This window comes from Photobacterium sp. OFAV2-7 (assembly GCF_022347985.1).
In the GTDB taxonomy this organism is placed as follows: domain Bacteria; phylum Pseudomonadota; class Gammaproteobacteria; order Enterobacterales; family Vibrionaceae; genus Photobacterium.
The window spans coordinates 1-5,393 of sequence record NZ_JAKRFQ010000306.1 but is presented as its reverse complement, the minus strand read 5'-3'; the positions used below and the strand labels follow the sequence as shown (position 1 = coordinate 5,393).

Annotated in this window: 6 protein-coding genes; 4 read left to right on the top strand and 2 right to left on the bottom strand. The window is 51.1% G+C overall.

Annotated elements, in window-relative coordinates; all coding sequences use genetic code 11:
* Positions 1-1,571: cysteine/glutathione ABC transporter ATP-binding protein/permease CydC (gene cydC, locus MHN01_RS15340; protein WP_239412141.1), on the top strand; the 1,571-nt coding region annotated here is incomplete at its 5' end.
* A 60-nt stretch (positions 1,572-1,631) separates the two neighbouring features.
* Here cydC and MHN01_RS15335 read toward each other — a convergent pair.
* Entirely contained in the window at positions 1,632-2,090 is a 459-nt protein-coding gene (locus MHN01_RS15335) for a glycine zipper 2TM domain-containing protein (protein ID WP_239412142.1), read from the bottom strand.
* An 85-nt stretch (positions 2,091-2,175) separates the two neighbouring features.
* Between MHN01_RS15335 and aat the strand changes: the two genes are divergently transcribed.
* The 3 genes from aat to infA all read left to right on the top strand — a co-directional run bounded on the left by aat (position 2,176) and on the right by infA (position 3,989).
* Entirely contained in the window at positions 2,176-2,889 is a 714-nt protein-coding gene (gene aat, locus MHN01_RS15330; RefSeq protein WP_239412140.1) for a leucyl/phenylalanyl-tRNA--protein transferase, read from the top strand.
* A complete protein-coding gene (locus MHN01_RS15325) occupies positions 2,886-3,584 on the top strand; it encodes an arginyltransferase (protein ID WP_239412139.1) in 699 nt (232 codons plus the stop codon). Before aat ends, MHN01_RS15325 begins: the two co-directional genes overlap by 4 nt.
* A gap of 186 nt (positions 3,585-3,770) precedes the next feature.
* Entirely contained in the window at positions 3,771-3,989 is a 219-nt protein-coding gene (infA, locus tag MHN01_RS15320; RefSeq protein ID WP_005298441.1) for a translation initiation factor IF-1, read from the top strand.
* A gap of 117 nt (positions 3,990-4,106) precedes the next feature.
* On the opposite strand, the gene MHN01_RS15315 is transcribed toward infA, so the two are convergent.
* The coding region (locus MHN01_RS15315) for an AAA family ATPase (protein WP_239412138.1) at positions 4,107-5,393 on the bottom strand (1,287 nt) is incomplete at its 5' end.

Below are 5,393 nucleotides of genomic sequence, written 5' to 3'. Positions count from 1 at the left end.
TTACCATTGCCCGGGAAACCTTCAACTATATGCTGCCGGGAGCCGGTGTACGGGGCTTCTCGATGGCACGTACTGCTGGCCGCTGGGGTGAACGTGTTGTGAGCCACAACGCCACCTTCAAGCTACTTGCCGATCTGCGTCTGTTCTTCTTTCGCAAGCTGACGCCGCTGATCCCCGGTCGCCAGGCAAACCTGCGGGATGCAGATCTGCTCAACCGCCTAGTTGCCGACGTAGATGCCATGGACCATGTGTATCTGCGTCTTGTCAGCCCGTTGATCATCGGCGTTATTGCCCTGTTGGCGATTACCGGCTTTCTGGCCTGGTTTGATCTTGTTATCGGCCTGACGCTGGGCTTTATTCTATTGGCGCTGATGTTCACTCTGCCGGTTATCTTTTACCGACTCGGTAAAACCAACGGTGAAGCACTGACCTATGCCAAAGCCAACTACCGAGTCAAGTTACTCGACTGGATTCAGGGTCATGCCGAGCTGCTACTGTTCAACGCCGAAGAGCGCTACCGTGAGCAGACAGTTGCCGAGCAGGATGCCTTGCTGGCCGCCCAGCGCAAGATGGCAAGCCTGACCGGCCTAGCCAATGCTATTCTGATGGCGGCTACTGGCTGGACACTGGTTCTGATCACCTGGATTGCTGCCGACGGCATTGGCGGTGCAGCGCCTGATCCGTTTGTGGCCATGGTTGCCTTTGCCACTATGGCAAGCTTCGAGATCATGATGCCGGTTGCCGGCGCATTCCAGTACCTTGGCCAGACATTGACCTCTGCCCGCCGCTTGAATGAAATTATCGAGGCGACACCTGATACACCGTTTGATCCGAACGGTCATCAAGCACAAGTCAACGGAGACATCAGTATTCGCAATATCAGCTATACCTACTACGGTAGCGACGAACCGGTGCTCAAGAATGTCTCTCTGGAGCTGAAGCAGGGCGAAAAACTAGCCCTGCTAGGTCGAACCGGCTGTGGTAAGTCGACGCTGCTGCAACTGCTGACTCGCAACTGGGATCCGCAGCAAGGCAACATCAGCATTGATGGTATCGCCCTTCCAACATGGCATGAAGAGTCACTTCGAAAGGCGATCACGGTCGTTAGCCAGCGCGTCGATGTGTTCAATGGCTCACTGCGTGAGAACCTTTTTCTTGCCAAACCAAACGGCTCTGACGATGAGTTTAGGGACGTGCTGGCCAAAGTCGGTCTTGACGCCCTGCTTGAAGGCAAAGGTCTGGATACCTGGCTGGGTGAAGGTGGTCGTCAGATATCGGGTGGCGAACGCCGCCGAATCGGTATTGCCCGAGCACTATTGCATGATGCGCCCATCCTGCTGATGGACGAGCCAACCGAAGGACTGGATCGTCGTACAGAACAGCAGATCATTTCGCTGCTGCTTGATCATGCCAAGGACAAAACGGTGTTGTTCATCACCCACCGTCTAGTCGGGCTGGATCAGATGGATCAGATTTGCCTGATGGATGAAGGGGAAATCATTGAACGCGGCCAGCATGAAAAGCTATTGGCCGAGGGCGGCCGTTATGCCGAACTGTGCAACCGGATCTAGAAACTAGATAAGATTAAGCGAGGGATGCAGATCCCTCGCTTTTTTGTTTTGAGCCTTAAGTTACAGAACCTTATCGACCCTTACTCCTTCGTCAAAATAGAGGATACGCACACTGTCTCCACGCTGGAAAATCATCTGCTGGTCGACATCCTGAATCACATCAATCAGCCTGCCATCCTCCGCTTTAATCAGCAGCTCAACCAATCGATAATCAACCACCTTCTGGACGGGTTGACGGTTATGGGCAATACCGGCCCCGGCGACAGCCCCCACTGCAGTGGCAACTTCACGCCCGGTGCCACCACCGAACTGATTGCCAATCAATCCTCCGACAACACCACCAAGCAGGGTTTCCCACCCGTTACGCTGGGAGTTGATTACCTCCTGATGAGAGATATAACGTACCGAATCGACATCACCGAACACAATTTTATTGACCGTACGGGCCTCGTTTCGGTTATAGGGTGCTGCTGTTACAACAAGAGGAAGCATTAGCAGTAACATTAAGAACTTTCTCATCATATAATTCCCTCAATGGGGTAACTGTATACCTAGCTACCTATATTATTTATTCTTGTATTAAGCACCAACGACTACAGTACTTATGGCTATCTATCTGCCGGAACTTGATCCGGTCAATACACAGTTTCCGGTGGCGGAAACCGCGCTGGACGACCCCAACGGACTGCTGGCATTTGGCGGTGATCTGCGCCCTGAACGCCTGCTATCAGCCTACCGCCAGGGCATTTTCCCCTGGTATTCCGAGGGTGAGCCCATCCTCTGGTGGAGCCCGGCCCCGCGTGCGGTGTTTCTTCCCGATAAATTCAGACCAAGCAAGAGCTTACGCAAATTTTTCCGCAAATCAGGGTACCAAGTCACCCTGAACAAAGCCTGTCACGATGTGATTCGCCTGTGTGCCGACAGCCGTGGGCCGGAAGAAACCTGGATCACTGCCGATATGATGCAGGCATACCAGCTCATGCATAACCTCGGCTACTGTCATTCAGTTGAAGTATGGCAGGACGACACCCTGATTGGAGGGCTCTATGGTGTTCAGGTCGGCACAGTATTTTGCGGCGAGTCCATGTTTTCTCTGGCCGATAATGCATCAAAGATTGCCCTGTGGCTCTTCTGTCAGCACTTTCACGCTCATGGAGGCACACTGATTGACTGTCAGATCATGAACGATCATTTAGCCTCTCTAGGAGCGGTAGAGATTGAGCGTTCTCCATTTATGCAATTCTTGCAGCAGCAAAGAGATGCCATACTAGAAGAAGGCTGTTACCACCCCCGGGAGCTGCAATCAGTAAACTCATGACCAGCTATAACAAACTATCGCTAAGAATCGGTCTGACCCCGACTTCAGATTGCAACTACCTGCCTGGTGAACAGGAACAGCTAGGTGTGGTCATGGATCACCAGTGGATGACGCCATTGGGTTATGGCGTACTTATTGCTTCAGGCTATCGACGCAGTGGTAATGCACTATACAGGCCGATGTGCCAATCCTGTCAGGCCTGTACGCCGCTACGTGTCGACTGCGAGCAGTTTGCCCCGTCGAAAAGCCAGAAACGCCAGTTGAACCAGATGAAGAAGCTACGCTGGGAGTTTAAGCCCGAACTCGACCCAAACTGGTTTGCTCTTTACGAGCGGTACATCCGCCTGCGGCATGCCGGGGGAACTATGTATCCAGCCAATAAGGAGCAGTTTTTTGACTTTTGCACCGCTGCCTGGATGGATACATTATTTCTGCACGTCTATGAGGACGACAAGTTAATTGCTGTTGCCATCACCGATGTCTTCGATGATGCGCTCAGCGCCGTCTACAGTTTCTTTGAGCCGGAGTCATCACTCTCGCTCGGTACACTCTGCGTGCTGTACCAGATCCAATACGGCAGGCAAACCGGCAGAAAGTGGCTCTATCCCGGTTATCAGATAGATCGCTGCAAGGCCATGAACTACAAAGTTCGCTTCAAACCCTACCAGAAGCTGATCGATGGTTGCTGGCAATAGGCCATTGATTACCTATACAAGCGCTCAGAATCTGATAAAAAAACGAGAAAATACGTTTTAATACGTCACAATAGCTGACAAAGGGTAACGGCAAGGGTAAAATTGCGGCCTAAACTTTACACTCAAACAGTTTCAAGGCATTATCCGGCCCGATCAGAAGCATGGCTGGTAGCCTAAGAGGATTCAATGGCAAAAGAAGACGTAATTGAAATGCAAGGTACTGTACTAGATACACTACCTAACACAATGTTCCGCGTTGAGCTGGAAAACGGTCACGTAGTTACCGCTCACATCTCTGGTAAAATGCGCAAGAACTACATCCGTATTCTTACTGGTGATAAGGTAACTGTGGAACTGACTCCATACGACCTGACTAAAGGCCGCATCGTCTTCCGCGCGCGTTAATCTTAATCCAAGATTAAAGAATGCAAATAAAACCCGGCCAATGTGTCGGGTTTTATTTTTGCGAAAGATAAAAAATAACCGCCATAAGGCGGTTATTTTCACATCAAAAGCTTGCTGTTAGTGGGCTGGTTCCATTTCACTGCTGAACTGGAAGTCCAATTCGTCATTGACGATATCAACTCGTACCGAGCCGCCGTTTACCAGGCAACCAAACAGCAACTCGTTTGCCATCGGTTTCTTCAGGTTATCCTGAATAACACGGGCCATCGGACGTGCGCCCATTGCTTTGTCATACCCTTTATTCGCCAGCCACTCACGCGCTTCTGACGACACTTCCATCGATACGCCACGGGCATCCAACTGAGCCTGCAGCTCAACGATAAACTTATCAACCACTTGCGAAATAACGTCTTTCTCAAGGTGATTGAACCAGATAATGCCATCAAGACGGTTACGGAACTCAGGGGTAAAGACACGCTTGATTTCCGACATCGCATCCAGGCTGTGATCCTGCTGAATCAGGCCAATCGACTTACGTACTGTCTCTTTCACACCAGCATTGGTGGTCATCACCAAGATCACATTGCGGAAGTCCGCTTTACGACCATTGTTATCAGTCAGCGTACCGTTATCCATCACCTGCAACAGCAGATTGAACACATCCGGGTGCGCCTTCTCGATCTCATCCAGCAGAACGACAGCATGTGGGTTCTTAATCACGGCATCGGTCAGCAAACCACCCTGGTCATACCCTACGTAGCCCGGAGGTGCACCAATCAAGCGGCTTACCGTATGGCGCTCCATGTACTCAGACATATCAAAACGCAGTAGCTCAATACCCAGCGTTCGTGCCAACTGTACCGTTACCTCGGTTTTACCGACCCCTGTCGGGCCAGCAAACAAGAAGGAACCCACTGGCTTATTATCAGCACCCAGACCTGCACGGCTTAACTTGATAGCTTCAGTCAGCACATCGATAGCAGGATCCTGGCCGAACACCAGCATTTTCAGCTTGTTATCGAGTTTCTGCAGGACATCACGATCACTTGATGATACCGACTTCTCGGGAATACGCGCCATCTTAGCAATCATTGCCTCGATATCACTGACATTGACGGTTTTCTTACGACGGCTGGCCGGAGCCAAGCGACAACGCGCACCCGCCTCGTCAATTACATCAATAGCCTTATCCGGCAGATGACGTTCATTAATGTATTTCGCCGACAGCTCAACGGCCGCACGAATGGCTTTATTGGTAAAGCGTACTTCATGGTGCGCTTCGTATTTTGGCTTCAGCCCCATCAGGATCTTGGTGGTATCGTCCAGCGATGGCTCGACAATATCAATTTTCTGGAAGCGGCGTGATAGTGCACGCTCTTTCTCAAAGATATTGCTGTATTCCTG

What these genes read in the sequence shown, in the direction of transcription:
- MHN01_RS15325 (WP_239412139.1), top strand. Translation starts at nt 2,886, where the DNA reads ATGACCAGCTATAACAAACTATCGCTAAGAATCGGTCTGACCCCGACT.
- aat (WP_239412140.1), top strand. Translation starts at nt 2,176, where the DNA reads ATGGCTATCTATCTGCCGGAACTTGATCCGGTCAATACACAGTTTCCG.
- infA (WP_005298441.1), top strand. Translation starts at nt 3,771, where the DNA reads ATGGCAAAAGAAGACGTAATTGAAATGCAAGGTACTGTACTAGATACA.
- MHN01_RS15335 (WP_239412142.1), bottom strand. Translation starts at nt 2,090, where the DNA reads ATGAGAAAGTTCTTAATGTTACTGCTAATGCTTCCTCTTGTTGTAACA.